Source organism: Cyclobacterium sp. 10D3-21 (genome assembly GCF_055809755.1).
The window spans coordinates 5,689,280-5,709,303 of record NZ_CM147924.1; the positions used below are offsets into that span (position 1 = coordinate 5,689,280).

General features: G+C 37.0%; 19 protein-coding genes. 4 read left to right on the forward strand and 15 right to left on the reverse strand.

What is annotated here, in order from left to right; translation table 11 throughout:
* Positions 1-158 precede the first annotated feature (158 nt).
* Complete coding sequence (locus tag AC0L7T_RS22005; RefSeq protein ID WP_473338458.1) at positions 159-311, forward strand: helix-turn-helix transcriptional regulator; 153 nt, start codon at positions 159-161, stop codon at positions 309-311.
* A gap of 215 nt (positions 312-526) precedes the next feature.
* On the opposite strand, the gene AC0L7T_RS22010 is transcribed toward AC0L7T_RS22005, so the two are convergent.
* From AC0L7T_RS22010 to AC0L7T_RS22035, 6 genes are all read right to left on the reverse strand, one after another.
* Positions 527-1,063, reverse strand: coding sequence for a hypothetical protein (locus AC0L7T_RS22010; protein ID WP_473338459.1), 537 nt, complete (start codon positions 1,061-1,063; stop codon positions 527-529).
* Between the two features lie 3 nt (positions 1,064-1,066).
* Positions 1,067-2,044, reverse strand: a complete 978-nt coding sequence (locus AC0L7T_RS22015; protein ID WP_473338461.1) for an RHS repeat-associated core domain-containing protein — start codon at positions 2,042-2,044, stop codon at positions 1,067-1,069.
* A gap of 64 nt (positions 2,045-2,108) precedes the next feature.
* The gene (locus tag AC0L7T_RS22020; RefSeq protein WP_473338462.1) at positions 2,109-2,780 is read right to left on the reverse strand and encodes a hypothetical protein; all 672 of its coding nucleotides are present in this window, start codon (positions 2,778-2,780) and stop codon (positions 2,109-2,111) included.
* 18 nt (positions 2,781-2,798) lie between these two features.
* Entirely contained in the window at positions 2,799-4,109 is a 1,311-nt protein-coding gene (locus AC0L7T_RS22025; protein WP_473338463.1) for an RHS repeat domain-containing protein, read from the reverse strand.
* A 305-nt stretch (positions 4,110-4,414) separates the two neighbouring features.
* Positions 4,415-4,915, reverse strand: coding sequence for a leucine-rich repeat domain-containing protein (locus tag AC0L7T_RS22030; protein WP_473338464.1), 501 nt, complete (start codon positions 4,913-4,915; stop codon positions 4,415-4,417).
* A 151-nt stretch (positions 4,916-5,066) separates the two neighbouring features.
* Complete coding sequence (locus AC0L7T_RS22035; RefSeq protein ID WP_473338466.1) at positions 5,067-8,081, reverse strand: RHS repeat domain-containing protein; 3,015 nt, start codon at positions 8,079-8,081, stop codon at positions 5,067-5,069.
* Positions 8,082-8,329: 248 nt separating this feature from the next.
* On the opposite strand from AC0L7T_RS22035, the gene AC0L7T_RS22040 reads away from it, so the two are divergent.
* On the forward strand, positions 8,330-9,004 hold the full coding sequence (locus tag AC0L7T_RS22040) for a hypothetical protein (protein ID WP_473338467.1): 675 nt from the start codon (positions 8,330-8,332) through the stop codon (positions 9,002-9,004).
* 339 nt (positions 9,005-9,343) lie between these two features.
* Here AC0L7T_RS22040 and AC0L7T_RS22045 read toward each other — a convergent pair whose 3' ends face one another.
* From AC0L7T_RS22045 to AC0L7T_RS22070, 6 genes are all read right to left on the reverse strand, one after another.
* A complete protein-coding gene (locus AC0L7T_RS22045) occupies positions 9,344-10,273 on the reverse strand; it encodes a helix-turn-helix transcriptional regulator (RefSeq protein WP_473338468.1) in 930 nt (309 codons plus the stop codon).
* A 6-nt stretch (positions 10,274-10,279) separates the two neighbouring features.
* On the reverse strand, positions 10,280-10,843 hold the full coding sequence (locus AC0L7T_RS22050) for a GNAT family N-acetyltransferase (protein ID WP_473338469.1): 564 nt from the start codon (positions 10,841-10,843) through the stop codon (positions 10,280-10,282).
* A gap of 594 nt (positions 10,844-11,437) precedes the next feature.
* On the reverse strand, positions 11,438-12,313 hold the full coding sequence (locus AC0L7T_RS22055) for a toprim domain-containing protein (protein ID WP_473338470.1): 876 nt from the start codon (positions 12,311-12,313) through the stop codon (positions 11,438-11,440).
* A 208-nt stretch (positions 12,314-12,521) separates the two neighbouring features.
* Positions 12,522-13,757, reverse strand: a complete 1,236-nt coding sequence (locus AC0L7T_RS22060) for a VapE domain-containing protein (protein WP_473338472.1) — start codon at positions 13,755-13,757, stop codon at positions 12,522-12,524.
* 84 nt (positions 13,758-13,841) lie between these two features.
* The gene (locus tag AC0L7T_RS22065; RefSeq protein ID WP_473338473.1) at positions 13,842-14,207 is read right to left on the reverse strand and encodes a helix-turn-helix domain-containing protein; all 366 of its coding nucleotides are present in this window, start codon (positions 14,205-14,207) and stop codon (positions 13,842-13,844) included.
* 454 nt (positions 14,208-14,661) lie between these two features.
* Complete coding sequence (locus AC0L7T_RS22070) at positions 14,662-15,072, reverse strand: hypothetical protein (protein WP_473338474.1); 411 nt, start codon at positions 15,070-15,072, stop codon at positions 14,662-14,664.
* 227 nt (positions 15,073-15,299) lie between these two features.
* Here AC0L7T_RS22070 and AC0L7T_RS22075 point away from each other — a divergent pair, with 227 nt between their 5' ends.
* Positions 15,300-15,461 carry a hypothetical protein gene (locus tag AC0L7T_RS22075; protein WP_473338475.1) on the forward strand — a complete coding sequence of 54 codons (162 nt, stop codon included), beginning with the start codon at positions 15,300-15,302 and terminating at the stop codon, positions 15,459-15,461.
* Complete coding sequence (locus AC0L7T_RS22080; RefSeq protein ID WP_473338477.1) at positions 15,436-15,645, forward strand: hypothetical protein; 210 nt, start codon at positions 15,436-15,438, stop codon at positions 15,643-15,645. Before AC0L7T_RS22075 ends, AC0L7T_RS22080 begins: the two co-directional genes overlap by 26 nt.
* Positions 15,646-15,681: 36 nt before the next feature.
* Here AC0L7T_RS22080 and AC0L7T_RS22085 read toward each other — a convergent pair whose 3' ends face one another.
* The 3 genes from AC0L7T_RS22085 to AC0L7T_RS22095 form a co-directional block, all read right to left on the reverse strand.
* The gene (locus AC0L7T_RS22085) at positions 15,682-16,524 is read right to left on the reverse strand and encodes a hypothetical protein (RefSeq protein ID WP_473338479.1); all 843 of its coding nucleotides are present in this window, start codon (positions 16,522-16,524) and stop codon (positions 15,682-15,684) included.
* A gap of 18 nt (positions 16,525-16,542) precedes the next feature.
* Positions 16,543-17,865 (reverse strand): site-specific integrase, encoded by a 1,323-nt coding sequence (locus AC0L7T_RS22090; RefSeq protein WP_473338480.1) that lies wholly within the window; start codon positions 17,863-17,865, stop codon positions 16,543-16,545.
* 286 nt (positions 17,866-18,151) lie between these two features.
* The gene (locus AC0L7T_RS22095; RefSeq protein WP_473338482.1) at positions 18,152-18,808 is read right to left on the reverse strand and encodes a hypothetical protein; all 657 of its coding nucleotides are present in this window, start codon (positions 18,806-18,808) and stop codon (positions 18,152-18,154) included.
* Positions 18,809-20,024: the final 1,216 nt, after the last annotated feature.

The window sequence follows — 20,024 nt, forward strand, 5'->3', positions numbered from 1 at the left end:
CGTATATAGGGGTGGAAGGTTATTCAGGTATATATTGTTCAATAAAAACCAATTTGCTTATCCTAGACTATTTTGGGTTGACCCATCTGAAAAAATAACACCAGTTAGCACAGAACATAAAAAAGCTCAGGGAAGAACGGGGACTACTCCAAAAGGAAGTGGCCAACGCCGTGGACGTACACCCGTCCAACTATTCGAAGATGGAAAAAGGGGAAATGGATATTTCCATCGAAGTGGCCGACAAGCTTGCCAGGTTCTTTGGCCTTACACTGGATGGGCTGGTACATCTGGAAGATGCGGCACCAAAGTAGATCAAGATTGAGGACAAAACCGTCAATGAAAAAGTACAGCTAATCGCACAACTGGAAAAAGGAGACAAACTTGCTGTGTACCGCATCATCGATTCCATGCTCACCCGGACTAAATTCAAAGACTTCTTCCAAAAAAACCTGCCCACTGCCCAATAAAAAAGCCCCTGAAATTCCAGAGGCTTAACTGTTTCTTTGAATTTTCTTAAACCATCCTTCTACTCATACTGTGACAACACAATATCAAAAAATCTCTTGTAATCTGGATGGCCTGCGATCCTTGCTAATTCCTCGCTACTATCAGGCCCAATGGGTATATCCTTATATGTAAACCGTATATCTAATCCCATTAGGTAAAGTAAAGCTTCCATAAATTTATCCTGTATCAGATCACATTGGACTACAATCGGCTGGTTATTGGGATCATACAAATCTATATAATAGAACCGATCCAGCGAACCATTATAACAAAGTTGATTCTCCTGAAAAACAGCAAAAACTTTGAGTCTGGTTTCTTTGACCGCTAAATCTTCTAAAACACCGTTAAATGTTATTCCAGCAAAATCAATACTACCAAAACTTGTATGGAGAACTAGGTTTTCTATCAAACTTAACTTGGGATCGATATCATTGATATCGATTGTATAGCTATCCAAAAGGTAATCAACATAATCAGCATCCTCAATTCGATTTGAAAGCTCTTCTTTTGATGGCTTTATTTGATTGACTTTTGAAACAATATCAACTATTCTCATTTTTTATAATTCTTTCGATTTTGATATGGAACTTCTACCTGTATTCTTGTCATAGGTTTCTGTGTAGGTATCTAAATAGCCAAAACCAACATGTTTCTTTTGCTCATCATCCCAGCGATAATCACTAAACCTCTGAAAGGTTACACTGGTAAAACTATCATTATTCACTGCAGATGTTATCGTATAATAAAACCCTTCTCCTGCTTCAAAACGTACTGCTCCAATATCAGGCTTACTAAACATAACCCATGTATTGTGAGGATCACCCCTCAAATAGCCTGAAAAATCTGCTAATGGTCCCAAAAGGCTTCCTATTTTACCAATAGTACCACCCCTGCTTCTTACCTTCCCCTTTCTAGTAATTTGATGAAGCCGTCCTGAAAATTCCGTATGATCACCTGTGGGCATGGCAACGGCCGTTCTACCTTGATTAACGTGATGGTGAACCAAAGTCTGACCCTCATATGAACTCAAATCTATACCCTTTGTGTTTTTCAAATGTGCAATCAATTCGGGACTCACTTTTGGAGACGCTCCTCCGTATTTAACTCTATTCGCATTTACTCTATCCAATGCATTCGCGTCTTTCTCTAAAACTTTGTTCCAGTAATAGGCATTATTTCTCGCATACCCAGTTGCTGTATATGTAGACTTAACACTTTTCTTCATTAGGGGGCCTTTATATTTATCAGGAGCATTATTCATATCTATGTCCCAATCCCAGAAAATACGAGGTTCTCCTTCTTCAAGGCCTTCAATATCAATAAACCTAATTGGTTTATTTCCTGCGTATTGATAAGGTGTATACCAAGGATAACTGTCAGTCAGTGGATCTATCGATAAAAATCTCGCAATCAGCGGGCTGTAAATCCTAAACCCATAATCATAAGTAGAGCCTCCCCCGCCCATTCCTTCCGGGTCTTTCTCCTTCCCGTTAAACCCATAACGGTAGGCACTGTCCTGCTCGCTACGACCATCCATGGCCAAACCGAACGGATAATAGTCCGTTGTATTAGGTTACAGACACTAAAAGATAAATGAGTAGCTAGTCGACTGTACTAATGAATCTCACGGAATCTTTACTAACTTGGGATATTTGACCGTTCTCGGTAAACTTATAATCGACTTTTATAGAATCTATTCTCATCACACTACCAGACACAAAATCGTCGCTATTATACTTTACCCTAACAACTCTTAACTTATCATCATCAAAAAAATGACCAGATTTTTTTTCACACCAAACCACGTTTTCATCTTCATCTAAATACGGACCCGGACAACTTCCTCCCTCTATTTCCAGATAATCAATTATTTCAAATTCATTTAAGTTCATAGTAATCAAAATAGATCCAACATATTCTTGTGCTTGAACAATTTCAACAAAAGCAATTTGTGATGAGTTGAGCTTCTTATATCCGTATAAAAATAATTCTGAACTTTTTGTTTGAAATTCATTTAACAAATTGGGAGGAAGAAATTTATTATATTCTATTGGGTCTACTTTTTTCAATAACCATTCGCCCCCTTGACGCTCTTTCGCTAAGGTAATATTAGAAACCTCTTGTAAACTATCATATTTAAAACGTTCAAAAAAGGACTTATTCAAATCACTATTCTTTACATTTGAATCTTTATACTCACTAGAAGAAGAACTAGCACAGGAATAGAAAATCAATATAATGAACCCACAAATAAATTTAGTTAATATATGCATTGTCTTATAATTAATTTTTTAATGACCAAAATAATTTACAATATCGCCCAAAGTCCTAACGATTGGAACTTTGCTTTCCTGCAAAGTCTGACCGAAAGTGGGGTCAGGTGCAGCCCTAAACTCTGCTTTTTTCAGGTTTGCAGTACCAGACATTAAAATTTCCTGTAGCTGATTTGTATTATTATTCAGATTGGTTGATGTTGATTTGGAAATCAGAGGCTTGTAATCTCCTCCTGACGATGGGGGAGTCCAAAAACCAAGGAATGTTCCTGATGCCAGATCATTTAGTTTTTCTTGACCATAATTACTATTCAGCCATACTGTTCCATTTTTTGACCTACCTAGTTCATTTGGAACCGTTCCTCTTCGAGCTCCAAAAGTTGTAAAATTCAAGCCATCGCTATAATCTACAAATTCGACGTGCCCAGTCCAAATAGCTAAATCTCCAACCTTTGGATTATCTTTTCGAATTCCACCACCAATCTCCCTTATTCCGTCTTGAATTGTTTTTGTGTTACCCTGATTTGAATCGTTAGGATCTGCTAATTTCTTAGCTATTTCAGGATCTGTGGTCTGCATGATAAATAGAACAAATCCTGAGCAGTCAAAACACTTCCTATTTTCCATATTTAAAGGCCTTACATTCTCCTGAGAATAGGTATAATTATTTTCATGTTTCTTTGCCTCTCTTACTCGATTTTCACCAGAATTATCATTAACCTTTTTTTCTTCCAATCCATCTAAATCTATTGCCCAGATTGGATTGTTTCCTGCGAATTGATATGGGGTATACCAAGGATAGCTTTGAAATAGCGGATCCACACTCAAAAACTTGGCAATCCTCGGATTATAGATCCTGAAACCGTAGTCGTAATTGTTCCGTCCGCCCCATTCCCCACCGCCGTCGAGTTCCTTGCCGTTAAACCCGTACCTATAACTACTATCCTGCACACTACGACCATCCATAGCCAATCCAAACGGGTAATAGTCTGTAACATTGACCACACTGGCCCAAGTTGAATCCTGGTCGAGATGGATATTGTCACTTACCACGGCCAGAACATTTCCAAGGTGGTTGGATAGTTCATACTTCTTGCCTCCCAGCGTTCGGTAGCCTGCTTTGGAGGATGCCGTCATTAAGCCTATTCGGGAACTTCCATAGATTGATTGTTCTATCAAGGTGTCGTTTTTGTAGACAGCCATGACGTTACCGCTTGCATCCCGAGCATAAACCGTGGTGTCGCTTTCGGTAATCTTAGCTATCCGATTTCCTGCAGCATCATACCTGAAATGTACCTGCGAACTGTCATCCTTGAAAACTGCCCTCACCTTACCATATGGCGTCCAGGCAATACTGTCTATACCTTCTGCAGCATCAGAAATTCTCCCGCACAGCCTGGCTCCTCTCTAAAATGATCCAAAGGGATCATTTTTTAACGCTCGGCCCTCAATCTCATCATAGGTGTAATTTTCGGTCTCCGTACCATCCACATTCTTCAGCTTGTTGCTAAATGCGTAATACTCATACGTCAATTCGTCGAGGAGAGACTTATTCTCTCCTCTTAGTCTAAATTCATACTAAGGTTTGAATTTTTTACGCTCAGTCCTCATTTGGATCATAACCATCAAAACTATTATTCAACTGGTCTTGAGGTAACAACAACAGAGTCCCCCAATTTTGATAAAAGAGAATCAACCTGAGTTTCATGGATGTTATTACCTGATATTGAAAGAATTATTAAGTTTTTCTTATGAATATCATTAATTTCAATATTCTTTATTTCATTATTATCTAGATATAAATATTTTAAATTTTGAGATTTAAAATATTTATAAGGTAAGCTTACCATATCATTTTCTGTGACGTCTAGACTTTCTAATGATGATATATAAGGTATATTTCGTATCTTATTATTATTAATTTTCAATTTTTTTAGTGTAGTAAAGCTCGAAAATGATTCTGGAATTATACTTAAGTTGCATCCTACTATTTCCATAGTTTCCAACCGTTCAAATCTTGAGATAATTTCTGGAAGAGTGTCTAAGTCAACTAAATGAATTCTTAAAACCGTTAACGAATCAGAGTTCACCAAAACCTCTAGAGATTTATTTAGTTTGTCCTTGTCTATTCTCATGAAAGACAAATATTTGCACGAATAAAATTTTTTGTAGTTATTAGAAAAAAAACCATAATTCTCATTAGTGATTATTAAGAATTTTTCGCAAAAACTTTCTTTGGTTTCACAACCTAAAGGTATTTGCAGTACTAAAAACAGTAAAATAATTTTATTCAATATCAAATTTCGGCTCATGATCTTTGTTGGTTTGAATATAACTAAAATCAATTTTGCCAGGACAGATTTCGCAGTCATTCCACTTTTTTGTGTAGGAACCATTATAATCATTTATGGCATTTTGAAGTATACCATCTATATTTCTTTGATCCACGACTCCACGTGAGGAATTCCCCATTATATTACTTTTCCATCCCGGCATTGGTTTTGAATCAACAACTACTCCGGCGGCATTTCTAATATTCGTATATCTATCAGATAAGCCAAGCAAATGGCCTGTTTCATGTGGTGAAGCATCTCTTTCACTGCCGTTGATATCTTTTGTATAGAAAATTCCAGTTTGCATAGCATTTTTCGTGATCAGCAAACCACCTAAAGTCTCTACCATTTCTCCTTTTTCACCATGTACTCGACTTCTTCCAGCTTTATCTACAACTTCAACAAAATTATTCTGAGGTTGGGTTTTTATTTCCAAAATATTAGTATCCGGTGTTTTCCCCTGGTAAATGCCGACTTTTATATCAAATTTGACATTGTAAATTTGTCCCGTCTCTGGATCCTTATAGGAATAATCCCCACCCCATTTGGCCATTATATTTGTTTGCATTTCCGCAACTTTATCTGCTGTTGCACCACTACCATAAATGTAAATTTTGGTTGTGACGGTAATCTGATCCCCACTAATAGTTATTTCTGCATTTTCCCCAGAGTCATCATTAAAATATATAGGATTACCTTCAAAAGCAGAATATGGACTAACATGTGGATATTGGGAGAATTTAGGATCTAGGTTCCAGCGTTTTACAATACGAGGATCATAGCCGTAATCTCCAAAACTTAAATGATCTCCAGAGCCTTTAATCTCATCGTCTGTCTCATGCCCACCGAACCCATAACGGTAACTACTATCCTGCACGCTACGACCATCCATCGCCAGTCCAAACGGGTAGTAATCCGTAACATTTACTACACTGGCCCAAGTGGAATCCTGATCGAGATGGATATTATCTGTTACTACAGCCAGGACATTGCCCAGATGATTGGACAGTTCATACTTCTTACCTCCCAGCGTTCGGTAGCCTGCTTTGGATGTGGCCGTCATTAGCCCTAGTCGGGAACTGCCATAGATTGATTGTTCTAACAAGGTGTCGTTTTTGTAGACAGCCATGACATTTCCAGAGGCGTCCCGGGCATAAATGGTCGTATCCGTTTCAGTTATCTTCGCGATGCGGTTTCCGGAGGCATCGTACCTGAAATGGACTTCGGAGTTGTCGTCCTTATACACTGCCCTCACTTTCCCGTAAGGAGTCCAAGTGATGCTGTCTATGCCTTCGGCATTGTCACTAATCAGGTTGCCGATTTCGTCGTAGGTGTAGTTTTCTGTGGTTGACCCATCTACATTTTTAAGTTTATTGGTTACATCATAGTAACTGTATGTCAAGTCCTCTTGAATGGCCGTTTGCTCATCCCTTCTCTGTAAAGTTAATAAATTTCCGTTTGGATCATAGCTATAATCCGCATCGTATTTATTTGCACCTGGCGACCTGGAGTCGAAACCAGTAGTTTCTGATCCGCTAAAGCTTCTGGCCTGAACGATCCTGTGCAGCTGATCATATCCATATACCATGGCCTGCATGCGTTCCGACTCGCCCAAGCCTGGCAGGTCAGTATTCATCCAACTAATATTACCATTGTATAATCCGGTTGCGGTGGTATCTCTAATTTCTTTATAGTGGTTCCAGAGTTGGTCTCTGCTATCCGTTAGGGTCACATTAGAATTTACGGGTTTATAGTCCCCTTCATTATAACCCAAAGCAATTGCAAAAGCATCGGTACCTGTACGGAAACCTCCTTCACCATCCCCCCCGGGATCACCCTCCATAGGCATATTGATGCCTTTCAGCCAGCCCTGTAGTGTATAGTAGTAGTCTAGCCCTTGTACGTTGTACTCACCAAGTTCTACTCTGGCCAGCGGTCCATGTGGGTAGTAATAATAGGCTGCATCACGGTTCCATATGTAGCCATCTGAACTGGTTAATACTTCCTCAATTCGATTGTCCGCATCGTAACGATAGCGGTGAATCAATTGGTCAGAATAACCTTTTTGGTAGTGCACCTGGTTTACGTTGCCACTGACCAGATCATATACATACTCCGTACGTTTTGGGCCTATCCCTGGCAGGTCTTGGAGTAAGGCCTTTACGTTGCCATGCGGATCGTAACTGTAATAAGTGTATACAGTATCTGCTGCATTTTTCTCCACCATAGCTGTCCAGGATACCCGGCTGCGCAGGTATTCTTGGGAAAAAGTGGGATCCCTAGGTAAACCTGCCCGGTCGTATACCGTGAGGGTTACATCTACACAGCCATAGGTTCCACAATCGGGAAAGGTTAAATCTTCCAAATTCACCTGCAAGGTATCGGTGGGTTCTATCGAATAAATCTCCCCTGTCTCTATCACTCTGCCCTGCTTGTCGTATCTGGTATAGCTGTACAGATCATTCACAGTCTGTTTGGCATTTTGCGACAATCGAAGTTGCCCGGCCTTATTGTACCAGAAACGGCTTACTCCACCATCCGGGCTGTCCTGCCAAATCAATTGGTTTCGGCTATTGTATTGGTAGCGGGTTTCCAGTCTGTGATAGGGATGAATAGCTGTACCACCTTTCACCGATGTAACCTGCTCTCCACTTAGTGGCTGCACTCCTGCCGGGGGCACAGTTTGAACTAGGCTACCGGCCTGATCGTAATAGTAAAGGGTATAGTGGTATTCCTTGGGAATATAAGTGTAAGACAAACTCTCCTCCGTCAGTTCCAAACAACTCCTGTCAAAGGTGGCATAGTATTCTTCTATTCTCCGATCGAGCATTTTCGATGCTGCCAGTTCTTTTAGCGAAGAGGCCCTGGCAGCCTTATCCGCCATACAAGAATCCAATACTGCCTCCCAATCCGGGCTATAGAAAAATATGCTCGCAGATGAGGTAACAGTGGGCCCTGATCCGTTCATGGAGGGAAACTCTCAAAAACAAGGTAACCAAATGTAAATAGGTAAATGCAGGAGTATAGGTTTTAAATCTTAAGAATAAATAATTATCTTGTATTCTAAGTAACTCGATTGGCCTCACCAGCTAAAAACATCCTTAAAAACTGAAAATTAAATAGATACATTTATCAACAAGCAAAATCTGAAGGTTAAAAAGGGTAAGTTTTGATTCCGCCATAGTTTTTAGTCTTAATGCTATCTGTAAAATATAAATGCGATATTTCACCGTATTAATCATTGTTTTATTATTAAATGGTTGTAAAGAACAAGCAGAGAGTAACACATCATTAGCTACCCAGTTGATATCTACCGGCAAAGACGAATATCAATGGCTTCCAAAATTAGAAGAAGGACACTTACTTATTGAAGTGGAAAAAATCAAAGATCGTCTCACTCAACTTATAATTTTAGATTCGGTTGAACTGGCACTTGAAGAAATTTACTATCGAGATCAAATATATCGTGACAGTATTCAAACAGTACCTAACTTAAAGAAAGCTGATATAACACGGCTTTATCAAAAAATTAATCACTTCGATAAAATAAATTCGGAGCTAGCCATAAAACTATTAAAAAAATGGAAATGGCCCAAAACAAGCCATATGTCAAATGAAGCTCAAGAGGCTCTCTGTTTAGTAACAGTACACAATAACATATTAGAATTAAATCAACTTGTATCTGAAAATTTTCACAGAGCATATCATATTGATTCTTCGTTTAGCCCCTATATGTTTGCTGTAATTTCGGATAGATTATCACTTAGAGCTGGTGGGCAATATATTTTTGGAACACTTACTTTTAAGCCAGAAAATTACTCTGAAAGCGAAATTAATCAGATCAATACAAACAGATCTAAATTGGGATTAAAGGATCTATTAAATAGATAGTCAAGTAGGTAAAGGGGAATCCCACCCCTAAATGGGTCATTCCATAAGGCGCTTAACATCCTGTCGGTTGATTCATTATGTTATACTAATATGTATCTCAGTCCCCTATTGTAGAAAAGGTTTGGAAAAGAGACATTAACATATCTAAGCCATGTAACTATCTTGACCTTGCTTTCTATGAAGCTTTTTTATTTGTTCAGAATCCACTTGATCAAACGATGGAGCAGGTAATAAAACACTGGTTTTAAACTTCTTCGTCTTATTTTTCCATTATAGTGAACCGCGATGCATAAAATGATTCAATTTGTGTCACTACATTACTTTTAGCATTCCAGATGATTAACCCACCTCAGCTGTCCTTTCACCTTTAGTAATCTTATTCAACAAATCAAACTTGTTATTACTTTCTGCTTTTTTGAAAATATTCTGCATATGTTTATTCACTGTTCTTTCGGAGATAAACAAAGTGTCAGCTATATCCTTGTATATATGACCTTCTCGAACCAATTCGCAGACTTCAATTTCACGCTTTGTAAAGCCAAGCTTGGTACAGCGAATGGTGAAAATTTCATCTTCATTTTTGGTTTGCAGAAGATTCAGGGTTTCCAAATCTTTTCTATTTTCCTCGACCATGTTCCGGATGTAAAGTACAGTGATTACCAGGAAGCCACCATTTGTCAATAAAACTTCAGTAAGCTGTGTTACTTCCAAATAGGCCAACAAAGGCATCAATGTCCAGGGAGCTACAGCAACGTAAGATAGAATAGCATCGAAGGAAGCCTTTCTGGTTTTGTAGCGTTGCCGAATGCCCCAAAGTATATTGTAAACCATGTAAAAAGCATAGGAAAACGGAATGATCATTCCCACGTAGATCATGGTCTTAAAGTCTATTCCTATGGGATATAAAATACAGAAGAAAAGTACAAACGGTAAGATCAAAAATATTAGCACCCCGTATTTGGCATGAAATTCCAAATGTGTAATATTGAATGCCCTGTAAAAATAATAAGGAAAATAAGCTCCCATTCCGAAACCGGCACCATAGGCAAGAATGTATTGCAATGTTACTGACAGGGGTAAATCTTCATCTGGAAAAAGTCCTCCGGCCAAATTGTAAACAATCAGAAGAAAAAGCAAAATTAGGTAATATTTCCTCTTCTTCTCATTGGGCTTTTGGAGGTAAAAAACCAGTTGATGAGAAAACATCATCACCTCCAGCAAAACAAATACTAAGGTTACAATGTGAATTTCGGTATTCAGAACAGTCATAGCGTTTTAGGCAGTTTTCAGGAAGTAAAAGGGAAATCCAAACTTTTCGGAAACGGTATAAATCTCCAAACCGTGTTTCTGATACCAGGGGAGATTGCTCTCCGTAGATGTTTCAAGGTAAACAGGACGGTCAAGTGTTTTGGAATAATCCAGTACATGCTTCAGGATCTTAGTGCCAAAGCCATTTTTTTGCTTTTCCGGGCTGACCCCAACAAACCATAGGTAGGTAAAAGGCGCTTTGGGATAATGCTTCTTGATAAAGGATTCTCTGGATAAGGCTTTGGGAATATTTCCCACCCCAATGGTTTTGAAAATTAACTGTATATCCAGATAGGTACTTTTCCAAGAGAACTTTTTCTTATCCTGAAATTGGATCATGGCACAAGCATTGCCATCCTCCGAAATAAAAACTTCCCCCATATCAATGCAGTTTTCAAAAGAATACTCCATCAAATAGCGAATTTTTTCTTCTTCTTTGCCAGCAATGTAGTTGACACTTTTGTTTTTTTTAAATGCTTTCAACAGGATGGTCACGACCTGTTCCCTGTCATTTTGAGTTGCTTTTTTCATTTGATTTTTTTGTTAAAATCCGAGTTGCGAGGATTTTTCTTCTCCACTCCACATTGCACAACTGTCGAACAAGAAGGGAAATGGGAGGGGCAAGTTCGTCTTTGGTAGAAAAAAACCCAGTGGTTTTTTGTCGGACAAAGACACAACTTGCAAAGACCGCGCACAGCGGAATTCTAGTGGCACCAGAGCGGTAATTAGACTCTAGTTGGTTAAATAAAGAACTGTTTTAATGTAAATTAATAACTAAATATTACTAATAATATTGCTTAACATATGTTTTTATCTAAATATATACAAATAAATATTATATTTTTATTGGGATATAGGGATCTTTAAATACATGGTCATATGTGTATATGGATACCTGAATAGGCATTTATTATTGGAACTCAGCATTCCATTTTTCGTCATTCCCCCCTCCCCTTCGGAATATAATTAGGTATAGCATTATTTGAATAGGAATGTATGTAAGTATTGGTATATAGGCATATCCGTATATTCAACAATTTGCTAGGCAAAGCCTTAAGTCTCCTCCACTCATCTAGACATTTTCTTAGTTTTTCTGTAGTATCCTAAAAATCTTAATTGGTTCGGTTACCTTTTTACGCTTAAATTTTCCCTACTCATCCAATACTCGTTTAAATCTTTATGGGGATGAAATAATTCTGACTGGTCTCTGCAATGGGGTAGGCTATCCATTAATTTTCTGGCCGCCTCTTTCCCAGCCTTATCCCTGTCCAAAAATAAGTTTACACAGCTGTACTTATTTATTTTCGAATAGAACCCCTGTAAATTAGCCAAAGAATTAAGCACCATAAAGTCCTCTCGGTAATGGTCCCCTTTTCTCATCTCCCTATAACTCAGCAGGTCAAATATTCCTTCAAAAAGGCAAAGATCAGCTGAATTGTTACAGTAGGTAGATACCCCCTGGGCAGTGCAGCCTTTCCAATATTTGTTACGAATTGCCCAACCATTTTCATGAGGGTTGCCTAGACCAAAATATCTGTTGTCACCAATGCGGTAATAGACTTCACGGCAAAATTCTTTAGCTGTGTCCAGAAGGATTCGCCTAGATTGAAGGTAATCCGTTATTGCGCTATTGTTTCCTAATGGTTTGGTTTTAATTATCTTGATTCCTTCAGCTGTCTCTACAGATGGGTCGGGTCGGGGAATAGCAGGCTGATGAAGATAAAAAGAAGAGCCACTTACCGTTTCGATTTCCCTAATAGCATCAGGAACAGTATAAGCAGGATTCATTTTAAGAACCAGGTCAATCAACGTACCCCCAGCATTTCCATCTCCGAAATCTACCCATAGATTTTTGCTCGGGCTTACCTTAAAAGAAGGGGTGGATTCCTCCCGGTAGGGAGAATAATAAAAGCAATAACCTGCTTTAACTTTACTTGGTCTGATTCCTATCTGGTCCAGATAGGTTATTATGGATATTTTATTTGCCTCTTTTGCATTCATTGTTCTTAAGTTTAATTTTTTTGAAAAACCACTTACTACAGCTACTACCTTACTACAAACACCCGTTTAATTATTGATATTCAACTGGTTATATTATTATGCATCAAAGACCATCTTACTACAAAAGCGCTATTTGTAGTAGGTTGTAGTAACTTTAATTATTTTATCTTACTACAGGTTAATTAGCTGTATTTCAATTATCTACCTCCTATTTGTAGTAAGTAGTAGGTTGGTTTTGTTTTATGTAGTATCCCTTTTCGGGGAAGGTTTGGGTTTCGTTTCTCCGTACTTGGGTCTGAACATGACCAAGCAGTTTCAAGGCTTTCCCAATCTCCACAGGGCTAATTCTTAGATTGCCGGAAATATTTAAAGCCAGCTGATGGCAGATATCCGTTGCAGTCATGAATTTGTCATGGTCCTCTTTGGTGCCTGGTGTAAAGAACTTTTGCACTAGCTCTACTTCAGGAGAAATGGTTTTGTATTGATTGTTCATGATTTCATTTTCCCGGATTTCCTTCGCTGTCATTTCATAATGAAAATTCGACAGGTATAGCTGATAAGCCTGTGCCCAAACCCTATCGATTTCAATTTCCTTTATGTAATTCCAATTAATTTCCCTTACCGTAAAGCAGAGCCAACGCACGCTACCTGTCACATCTGTAAGGAACTCGGCCTTATTGGTAGATCCCCATATGGAAGCCCTTCTCGGTTCCATTTTAGGCTTCTTGTCATAAGGATGCCTGACTTTGACTTGTGATTTACTCATCAGCGTTTTCTGTGCATTGATCTCGGTTTTGGAAAGTGTGGAAAGCTCATCCTGAATGATTCCAAAATTCTGACTCAAAGCGATAAGACTGTCCTTGTCTACAGAGATATTTTCAGCTTGGTAAGTCTTCAGCTGGTCTGGAATCAGGAAACGAGTAAGTGTGGTCTTGCCGCTATTCTGTTGCTCCTGTACAAAGATCAAGGCTTGCTTATTGAAAAAGTCATCCCGTAGACAACAGGCCACACAGCGCACCAGCCATTTTTTGAACTGGATCTCAAAACGTTCTTGTCCTTGTACCTGAATATAGTTGGTGAATTTCCGAATATAATCCCCATGGCTGGCTTCCCTCCAGGTCTCCCGTACCTGTTTAAAGTAATTCACGAAAGGGTTGGTTTTAGGAATAAAATCTGAAGACAGAAAGGTATTGATCTCTGCCACCGAGGTACGGTATCCCTCCTGTCGGCATTCTATGTAAAGCGTATGGGGATTGACTGGGTGGTACTTCTTTCCTTCTTTTTCTTTTGCAAAGACCTCGTTAAGTACCATGTTATTTTTAAACTCATATTTTGTCATAAGGAATCTGATCATTCGAATGGTTGCACTCGAAGATTTCTCATCAATCTTTTTGATAGGGGTTTGATCGTCCATATTTCTGTAGATTTGGGTTGATATTTCCATACAGAAATGGTATATTTATCTCATTAAAAACGGGATACCATTTCCTAATGAAATTAATTAAGGCGGATCGGGCATGATCCGCTTTTATTTTTTCCGACCGTTTTTTTGGTGACCGGCATTCAGTATATCTGACTTTTTAAAATACACCCTGGTGTTGATTACCTGTTCCTTCAGGAAACCTTCCCTCCTCCAGTTGTTGATCGTGGTGCGGGAGCGCCCGAGCAGTTTCATGGCCTCAGGTATCTGTATCAATTCATCGTCGGGAGTGGCTGGTTGCAACTCTGGGATTATCCTTGAAGCTACTTCTTCAGCTATCTCTTGGATAAGTTGTCTTTTGTCAATTGGTGAAAAGATCATGTCATTCATATTCAGTTTTCGTTTGGTTTGTTGGCCGAATATGGTCACAAGTTGGCAGGGGTAGTTAGCTGGGGTAGTACCCCAAGTTTTCATAAACCTTTATTATTGGCTGGAATGGGCGATTTTAAAATAAAATTGGAGGTTAAATTTTAGTGACTAAGAACTGAAAAACGTTGGACAGATTAATTTTTGACGATTGTAAAGATGAGTTATAGCGAAAGTAGGCAATTATACCTTTCATCATTTTAGGGAGTATAAAGACCTGGAGGGACATTCTCCAAAAGTTGCTAAAAAAAATCAGGAAAGAAGGTTAGAACTTAAAACAGATGCACTAGGTGATAATCGTGTTCATTGCTAGGCTTAGGTGTAACCACACTAATCGAGCAATATTCCCCCCAAAACACCGAACTCGCATATCGGTTCATTAGCAATAAACAGAAAGTAGGAACCTTACTAAATTAACACAAAAGATGGTGGTAAAGTTATCTTATTATATTATAATAAAGAATTAATTCAATTAATAAAAACTTAATTAATGTGATGAAATTCATTTTTTCAAATCTTCCGATTCCATAATTAATAAAAAAATAATATAACTTGCGATAGCTTTTTTTGAAATTAATGATTGACATTGACTAAAATCCATAGAAACCGAAGGAAATTTATTTCCTTCAACAATTTCAAACCCTAGGTTAACCACATTTGTTAAAATGGAAATCTTTTCATCACTTACAAAATAACCCTCAATTAAGAGTTCTTCCATCAGGGTAAGATGGCTTAATATATCACCTGTCAATGGAAGCGGTTTGATTTTTCTTATAATAAGTGAATCAGACACGCTATCTGGAATATTTCTGGTAATAATGATTTTTACCTTCCTTGGAAAAAAATTTTTTACTATATAAGCTGCCATTAGCATTTCCAATGTAAGATTATTTTGTTCTACATAAATAGTCATAGGCTACAAAAGTTTAATCAATATTTCACTACAAGATTAAATGTTTTAGGTTGTGTTTTACAGAAAAATAACAAAACGCCAATTCAATTTCCTTTATCAAATGAAGCTTTTCAAAAGTCCAATCATTCGATTATCTGAATTTGTCTTTTCTCGTGAGGACTTTGCAACGTTCTAAAGTTATTGCTCAAAATTCCCCTTTTTAACCATAATTTTCAAAAAGGTGGTGTATGATTATTGATCAAAGATATGGGAATTTTGGTATTTTTGAAAAAAAATTTATGAACTTGACTGAAAGGTTTTTAAAAGCAGAAAGGTTACGAGGTGTAAAGGTAAAAATACTTTTGGTTCATCTAGTTGCGGCATATGAAGAAACCTTGGGATTGGCCTAAGGTTGGATTCCATAGAAATGAGCCGGATCCGAAGGGAGGGCTAAGTTGTAATGCTTCCACCTTGGCTAGGTTTGATGTGTATAGGGGTACCCCTATCAAATTACTGAATAAAAATCAGTCTTTGTCTCCTACCATTAAGAATGATCAGTCAGTTGGTGAAGACACCTATAGAATGGCTAAATAAGCATTAAACAACTTAATTATTTACTTTTTCGATGAGTCATTGAAAGTTGAATAGAAGGCTATCGATTTCGTGAGCTTTTAAAGCCAATTTGGATTTGGTGAAAATGGTTTTAACGTTTCTGAGTTGATCTATTCTTTTTGTGGAAAGGTTTTCACCAGCTCTGATTTCTTTCACTCCACGAGTAATATCCTTTTTGATGTTACTGGGAGAAGCGGAAAGGACTTCACCAAGTACCCGGTAAACCCCTTCCTTCGACAAACTGCAATTTGGATCCAGGCACAGTTTATTGATCAATTCATTCAAGGTCCCAGGTTCACCCAATAAAAAATCAAGCGCCAGTAATTTCTCCGTTTTATCAAGTTTATTTTCTTCCTTAGTATCAATAATTGAATAATCCCTCTTCGCTCGCATATTTTCATAAAATAAAAGTGCGGCTCCCTTGTCTAAAAAATCAAGACTTTCAAACTCACGGAAATTGGCCAGTTTCTCCGTTGGATCGACATATTTTAAGAATATAACCGTCTCCCGAATATTTTTAAGTGTATTGCCGATCAAATTGTATATTATTCCAGCTGTAATCCCTGAAAAAAGAATAGCAAGTGGCACCTTCATAGTAACGTCAATTGTCAAGACTGAAAGTGCTAACAAAATGCTAAGAAAAGCAATAAGTATAGGGTAAACCAAGGACAAATTAATAAACCACTTTCTCCGCAAGATAAAAGTGGAAAAATCCTCAAAGTGCTGCCGGTTGTTTGAAAAAATATGCCATCCATAACGATAAGCGAGAATTCTTTCCTCTTCCGAATAACCATCAAATAGCAGTAAGTATTCTCTGAGTTTATATTGCCATAAAGGTCTATTTGGATCAAACTTTTTCATAAGTCATTTTTTCATATATCAAATAGGAGCTCCCCAGGCTTTCTGCATCTCGTTTCTTTTTCTTTCTTCCGTTACTTTGACGTAGCGTTGAAAACTCTTATAATCTGAATGCCCTGTTATCTTCATCACAGTTTCTGCAGGGATCCCCTTCTCCAGTGAGAGGGTAGCAAAGGTTTTCCTTCCTGTATGCGCGCTGATAATCTCGTGTTTTCTGTAAATAGTAGATTGTTTGATGGCCCCTTTGTACCGGATGATTTCAATCGGATCATCTATCCCAGCAAGCTTGCAAAGCTCCTTGATATATTTATTGAATTTTTGGTTGGAAATCATAGGAATTGGGGTCGCCAGCTCCTTGTATTTTTCTAAAATGGATTTAGAATAACTGTTTAAAGGAACAATGGAAGGTTCCTTTGTTTTTTTGATTGTGAGCCGAATTTCCATTTCTTTAATATGCTCTCTCCTTAATTGTTGGAGGTCTGAAAACCTGTAACCAGTCACACAACTAAAGCAAAAAACATCACGCACCTGATCCAATCGTTTATTTGAGCTAAGGTTAAAATTAAAAAGCAGGTCCAATTCATTTTGGGTCAAAGCGATGACTTCCAGTTTGTCTTTCTTGATAGAAAAATCCTTGTATCCGTCATTGACCTTGATTCCCTGCCTTTTGGCATATCCAAGGAATGTTTTTAAAGTACTCAATTGTTTGGCGATGGTAATGTTATTCAATGTTTTGACCGTACCGGTAGTTTCATGGACTTCCTCCCAACCAATCAAATGGTTTTGAAAGGCCTGCATAAAGTTATAGTCGATTTTATCAAAACGAACCTTTGTCCTGGTTTTGGTCTCGTAGTTTTTTAAATGCTTTTTGAGGGATTTGTAAACAACCAGGCTTCCCTTCACTCGCGTAAGTTCATGCTCCTGAATGTAACGGTCAATAAAATCATAAACCAGGTTCGAAGGATCTTCTTTTTTGGTTTTGACAGTTATTGATCCCTTAAGGGCTTCAACGATCATATCTGCACTATAAGAAATCCCTTCGTATAAAAATTTTGATTCAAGGGTTTTAATCCTGTTTACCATAGAAAATAATTCCTCTTGGTATTGGACCAATTGATTTTTAGTAACAATTGTATCTTCATATGATTTTTGAATTTGGGCCTTTAATTTTTGGCTTGGGTTTAGGATTTTTTGGTTGTCATTATCCCATAACTCGGGAGGGAGCTTTACCCCTGTCCCAATTTTCCTTCTTTGACCGGCTACCCGGATAATCAATATCAAAGGATGTTCTCCTTTACGATTAACTTTATCCTGCCTTAACTCAAATCGTAGGGTAGCTTCCATTTTTATTAAATGGCTGAATTATTAATTTATTGAATAAGGCGCTTTTTGAATGACATATATTAGGTAATATTACCAGTAAAGGCTGAACTAATGGAAATGAGGTATAAGAAGAGTCTGTCAATATTCGAATTTCAGAAACGGTTCCACGATGACAGATTATGTTATGAATATTTGGCAAATATGAAGTGGAATGATGGGTATTTGTAAAAAGTGCAGCAAAATAATGGTGGCAAAGTCACCTTATCCATACAAAACATTTATTTGATAAATGCCTTATTCACATCAATTAATTTCCAAACGGATCGTCTTCCGCTTTACATAAATCTCTTAAATGTTCCAGAGCTTTTTTGATTTTATTAAAATTAGTGGGATCTGATTTTAAATAATATATGGTAATAACATCCATCGAAGAGGTAACTTCACTTTTTTTATCAAAAGAATAATAAGGTCTATCTTCATAGCGCACCCAATTAGCACCCGCTAGCGTCTCTTGTAGATTTGGTAAAATTGTTATTTTTTGAAATTTTTCAACAAAGGCATTATAAACTGTAATTTTCTTTGATGTTTTAGATATTAGTATAACTTTAAGCAAACCACAGCTTTCATTCGGATCATTGGTACCATCAACTATTTCCTTAATGTGATGTGGATAAAATGAATTAGTAAATTCACCTGTATAATAAGAATCATAGTCATAACTCCATTGTTTAGGAGAGTAATTGACTTTGTTCTCTTGCTTTTTGTAGTATCTAATTTCGCAATCCTTTAAAGAGATTTTATTAGAGGATACGTATTGACCATTTATTTTATGTCCAATTGTTTCGTTAAGCTTTTTTTCAATATAATTAATCGTTTCTTCTTTTGTCAACATTGTGTTGTTTTGAGAAAATGAAGAATTTGAAATATTAAGAAACAGATAAAATAAAATTTGGTATCTCATCATAATTATTAAAATTATTTTTTTTCTAAATTAATTTTTTATCTCATTTAGGTAAGGGATATATATCGTATGTTAATGCGAGAAGCTGATAAGATGTGATTGCCAAATGAGGACTTGAAGCCTTTAATCAACCTCACAAGGCCACCAATAAACATAAGATTCCGAATTGAAATAATTTAATTTAGTACAAAAATATAATATTGTGTATCAATAGTCAATACCCACTTCCGGTGATTTGTAATGTATTAGTAATCAATCGCTATAGCCTTTTAAAATGATTGAATAAGGCACCTGTTTAATCATTTAATCTTAGTCTATTAGGCCAAAAAGGAGTATTACTTCCGAAAAAACCTCAAAAGGTCCAAATTATTGGCTTTTTTCAATAAACGAAAGCTTCTAACATCTTAACGGTTAGCTTATTGAAACTTATTAATCACGTGCCTAATTCAATAAAATGAATACCTTAACAGAGATTGCAGCGTACCCATACCCATGGGGAGTAAAACTGATTTTGGAAAGTGTGCCTTAAATTCTATTTCATTCGTTAGAGGTCCTATGTCGTTTATGATTTTCAAGGAATTAACTTATTGAAACCAGCTTTGAACATGATAACGGTAACATGCTCTTGGGAGAAGTTATTGCACATTTTTTTTAGATTTTTCCAATATTACCTTAGAAACGGTTTCCAAACATTTATGAAGCCTTATAACCAAAAGATACTCCCTCATAGATACAGATTTGTAACCAAATTTTAGCCGCATTAGAAGCTTTCTTCCAAGGGATTTCGCTTCAAGATCCGATTTGTAGGAAATTTACTTGACCCAAAAGCCATTCATAAATAAATGACAAATCTTTTATTAAAAAAATTCTAAATCCGCGAATACTCCAAGCAGAGAAAAAAGATAAATTATTAGCTTAGGAAAAAAATCACCGAAAGTAGGTATTGCTTTTTAAGCATAGTTGTTCCAATTTTGAATTATTCATAATTCTATAGCTAAGGAATAGTTAAAAAAAAATTATATCTGTCCTGTAAGGACATCAAAATAAAACTAGTTTCTGGTTTGAATTGATTTATTTAAGGAAATATAAACTAATCAAACCTATAAAAATTTGGACAATAAGGAAATTTTTCAATTTTCTTTGAGAAAGAAAATATAAATTTAAAAGAAAATTCATTATTTTCTAATTTATTCTATCTGAATCTAAATTATAAAAGAAT

Excerpts from the sequence above, each read along its gene's own strand:
- AC0L7T_RS22015 (WP_473338461.1), bottom strand. The coding sequence starts at position 2,044 with ATGGATGGTCGTAGCGAGCAGGACAGTGCCTACCGTTATGGGTTTAAC.
- AC0L7T_RS22040 (WP_473338467.1), top strand. The coding sequence starts at position 8,330 with ATGCGATATTTCACCGTATTAATCATTGTTTTATTATTAAATGGTTGT.
- AC0L7T_RS22060 (WP_473338472.1), bottom strand. The coding sequence starts at position 13,757 with ATGGAAATATCAACCCAAATCTACAGAAATATGGACGATCAAACCCCT.
- AC0L7T_RS22090 (WP_473338480.1), bottom strand. The coding sequence starts at position 17,865 with ATGGAAGCTACCCTACGATTTGAGTTAAGGCAGGATAAAGTTAATCGT.
- AC0L7T_RS22030 (WP_473338464.1), bottom strand. The coding sequence starts at position 4,915 with ATGAGAATAGACAAGGACAAACTAAATAAATCTCTAGAGGTTTTGGTG.
- AC0L7T_RS22050 (WP_473338469.1), bottom strand. The coding sequence starts at position 10,843 with ATGAAAAAAGCAACTCAAAATGACAGGGAACAGGTCGTGACCATCCTG.
- AC0L7T_RS22045 (WP_473338468.1), bottom strand. The coding sequence starts at position 10,273 with ATGACTGTTCTGAATACCGAAATTCACATTGTAACCTTAGTATTTGTT.
- AC0L7T_RS22035 (WP_473338466.1), bottom strand. The coding sequence starts at position 8,081 with ATGAACGGATCAGGGCCCACTGTTACCTCATCTGCGAGCATATTTTTC.
- AC0L7T_RS22055 (WP_473338470.1), bottom strand. The coding sequence starts at position 12,313 with ATGAATGCAAAAGAGGCAAATAAAATATCCATAATAACCTATCTGGAC.
- AC0L7T_RS22085 (WP_473338479.1), bottom strand. The coding sequence starts at position 16,524 with ATGAAAAAGTTTGATCCAAATAGACCTTTATGGCAATATAAACTCAGA.
- AC0L7T_RS22095 (WP_473338482.1), bottom strand. The coding sequence starts at position 18,808 with ATGATGAGATACCAAATTTTATTTTATCTGTTTCTTAATATTTCAAAT.
- AC0L7T_RS22065 (WP_473338473.1), bottom strand. The coding sequence starts at position 14,207 with ATGAAAACTTGGGGTACTACCCCAGCTAACTACCCCTGCCAACTTGTG.
- AC0L7T_RS22070 (WP_473338474.1), bottom strand. The coding sequence starts at position 15,072 with ATGACTATTTATGTAGAACAAAATAATCTTACATTGGAAATGCTAATG.
- AC0L7T_RS22075 (WP_473338475.1), top strand. The coding sequence starts at position 15,300 with ATGATTATTGATCAAAGATATGGGAATTTTGGTATTTTTGAAAAAAAA.
- AC0L7T_RS22080 (WP_473338477.1), top strand. The coding sequence starts at position 15,436 with ATGAAGAAACCTTGGGATTGGCCTAAGGTTGGATTCCATAGAAATGAG.
- AC0L7T_RS22010 (WP_473338459.1), bottom strand. The coding sequence starts at position 1,063 with ATGAGAATAGTTGATATTGTTTCAAAAGTCAATCAAATAAAGCCATCA.
- AC0L7T_RS22020 (WP_473338462.1), bottom strand. The coding sequence starts at position 2,780 with ATGCATATATTAACTAAATTTATTTGTGGGTTCATTATATTGATTTTC.